Consider the following 3,094-nt stretch of genomic DNA (forward strand, 5'->3'; position numbering starts at 1 on the left):
AGTACGAGTACGAGTACGAGTACGGAAGCTAGAAGCTAGAAGCTAGAAGCTGCTCGACGTAGTCTGGGAAGCCTTGCATGTTTTCAGGGGGTTCGCCGGGGCCGATGACCAGCGGGCCATCGCTGTGGTCCGCTGGGAGGACGCCGTGGCTGCCGCGGACCAGTGTTGGATCCAGCGGGATCACATCCATCTTGTAGCGGAGGCCGGCTTTCTTTTGAGCCAAGCGAGCCGCCGCGCGAAGCTTGCTGGTCATGAACAGTTCGCACGGGTCGTAACCAGGTTTGCGATGGATGTCGACGGTTCTCGCGAAGTCCGGCGCGTTGGCATCGTCGAGCCAGTAGTAGTACGTGAACCAAGCGTTTGGTTCTGCCAGGGCGATCAGTTCGCCGCTTCGTGGGTGATCCAGTTGCAAGTCGCCGGGGTCAACGACCGACACGATGCCGGGGGTTTCTTCCAGCGTTTTGCGAACGGTGGGGATCAGCTCGGGGCGGCGGACGTAGACGTGGGCCAGTTGATGATCGGAAACGGCGAAGGCGTCGCTTTCGCCTGGCAACATGATTTCGCCGAAGGGACCGCGGCGGACTTTCAGCCAGTCGTTCCGGCGGAGGACTTGGTTGATGCCGACGGGCGTGTCGACGGGGACCAAGCCGTACTCGCTGACGACGACAACCCGAGCTCCGATTTCACCGGCGGCCTCGATGACTTTGGCCGCGGCCGCGTCGACCTCTGTCACTCGGGCAGGATCGTGATCGGGCAGTCGTTGAAAGTCGTAGTCCAGGTGAGGCAAGTAGCACAGTGTCAGTTGCGGTTGTTTCTCTCGCATCACCAAGGCGGTGGCTTTCGCGATCCAGTCGCTCGAGGCGATGCCGGCGGCGGGGCCCCAGAAGCCGAAAAAGGGGAATGGGCCGAGCTTCTCGGTCAGGTTGCAGCCTGACCAATCCAGAATGTCGAAGATTTTGCTGCCGTCGCATCCATAATGCGGTTTGGGCGTGGCCCCGTACTTGGCGGTGGTGGATTGGTTGAACCACCAGAACATTTTGGCGGTTTCGTATCGGTCGTAGAAAACGTCGCCTTGGACCAGCGATCGAGCTTGTTGCCAGAAACGGATTTCCTGGGTGTCGCGGTACAGCCAACCGTTGCCGACAATGCCGTGATCTCGTGGGGCCAGTCCGGTCAGCATGGTCGCTTGGCTGGTGCAGGTCACGGCCGGAACGGGGCTGTTCCAAGCCCGGTGATTTCCCATCGCGGCGAGATTGGGAGCGTGGCGAAGCAGTTTTGGGGTCAGTCCAACGACGTTCAGAATGCAGAGTTTTGTCACGTAAGGCTACTTTTTTGCGAGTTCATCCGCTTTCGAGTGTTTCTGGGCACTTCCCGGGTGATAAACCCCCGACGCGTTGGCAACGGATTCACTATCCTATGGCCCATCTCCCCATCATTTTGGTTCGAATCAGTCCTTCGTACAGGAGTCTTCATGTTGTTGTCAAAGCTCGCTCGTTTCAGCTTGCTAAGAATCGCCACCTTGGTTGTTGTCCTTTTCGGGACGGGGGGAGTGGCTGCATTCGCGCAAGAAGAAGTGGCCTCGGAGGAGGTTACGGAGGAGTCGGTTTCGGAACCGGCGTTGGGGCTGGACCAGCAGGTCGATGAGTGGTTCAAACCCATTGCTGATACTTGGGGAAGCATTGTTTTCTACAGTGTGGACTTACCGGGGGTTGGTCCGCTGCCGTTGGTTTTGATCTTGCTGGTCGGTGGAGCGTTGTTTTTCACGATCGTGTTTGGGTTCATCAACCTGCGATTGTTTCCCCTGGCGATCGAGGTGGTCAGCGGGAAGTTCGACGAAATTGAGAAACAAGGCCAGGACATCCCGAAGGGAGTCGAGGTCATGGAGGTCGACGGTGACTTGGTCGACACCATTCGCGACGAGGGCGAAGGCGAAGTATCGCACTTCCAGGCACTCGCGACTGCGGTTTCAGGAACGGTTGGCTTGGGGAACATTGCCGGGGTCGCCGTCGCGGTTGCCACTGGCGGTCCTGGTGCAACGTTTTGGATGGTTGTCTGCGGTTTGTTGGGGATGTCGACCAAGTTCGTTGAATGCACCTTGGGCGTGAAGTACCGTGATGTGGACGCCGATGGCGTGGTTCATGGCGGGCCGATGTACTACCTCAAAAAAGGTCTCACCGAGCGTGGGATGGCGCCCGTTGGAAAAGTTTTGGGAGTGCTTTTCGCGATTTTCTGTGTGGGCGGATCATTTGGCGGAGGCAACGCGTTTCAGTCCAACCAAGCCGCACAGCAGATCAAGTCATTGCTGGGGCTGCCTGACACGGGGTCGTCAGGGACGATCATCGGTTTGGTGATGGCGGTTTTGGTTGCGATCGTGATCATTGGCGGCATCAAGCGAATCGCCAAAGTCACGGAGAAGGTGGTGCCATTGATGGCATTGATGTACGTGATTGCCGCTCTCGGAATCATTTTGATGCACATTCAAAGCGTGCCTTGGGCGATCGGCCAAGTCATCTCGGGTGCGTTTTCGCTGGAGGCTGGCTTTGGTGGTTTGTTGGGCGTGATGGTGCAAGGGTTCCGAAGGGCCGCGTTTTCGAACGAAGCCGGAGCGGGGTCGGCTGCCATCGCTCACTCGGCCGTGAAGACTCGCTATCCCGCGTCCGAAGGCATCGTCGCGTTGTTGGAGCCTTTCATTGACACGGTCGTGATCTGCACGATGACCGCGATCGTGATCGTCTTGTTCAATGCCGATGGCTCGTTCGAGTGGGGACAAGTCGAGTCCAGCATGGTGTTGATCGACGGAGCTCGTTTGGGCGGTGTCGATCTGACTTCGGCGGCATTTGACAGTGTTCTGCCTGGTTTCCGCTACTTGTTGACGATCGCGATCATCCTGTTCGCATTCTCGACGATGATCTCGTGGTCGTATTACGGCCTGCAGTCGTGGAAATACCTGTTTGGACGTAGCACGGCGGCTGATTTGTCCTACAAGTTGCTGTTCTGCTTGGTCGTGGTGATTGGGGCGGCGGTTTCGCTGGGATCTGTCATCGATTTCTCCGACGCGATGATTTTCGCGATGGTGTTTCCCAACATGATCGGG

The 3,094-nt window shown here is 57.9% G+C and carries 2 protein-coding genes; one reads left to right on the forward strand and one right to left on the reverse strand.

Translation table 11 applies throughout. The features are described 5' to 3' along the window. Positions 1-28: 28 nt before the first annotated feature. Positions 29-1,318 (reverse strand): alkaline phosphatase family protein, encoded by a 1,290-nt coding sequence (locus ACF8AM_RS13030; protein WP_392556046.1) that lies wholly within the window; start codon positions 1,316-1,318, stop codon positions 29-31. A 153-nt stretch (positions 1,319-1,471) separates the two neighbouring features. Between ACF8AM_RS13030 and ACF8AM_RS13035 the strand changes: the two genes are divergently transcribed. Continuing rightward, positions 1,472-3,094: alanine/glycine:cation symporter family protein (locus tag ACF8AM_RS13035; protein WP_392556047.1), on the forward strand; the 1,623-nt coding region annotated here is incomplete at its 3' end.

Source organism: Rhodopirellula sp. JB055 (assembly GCF_043100905.1).
Classification (GTDB): Bacteria; Planctomycetota; Planctomycetia; order Pirellulales; family Pirellulaceae; genus Rhodopirellula.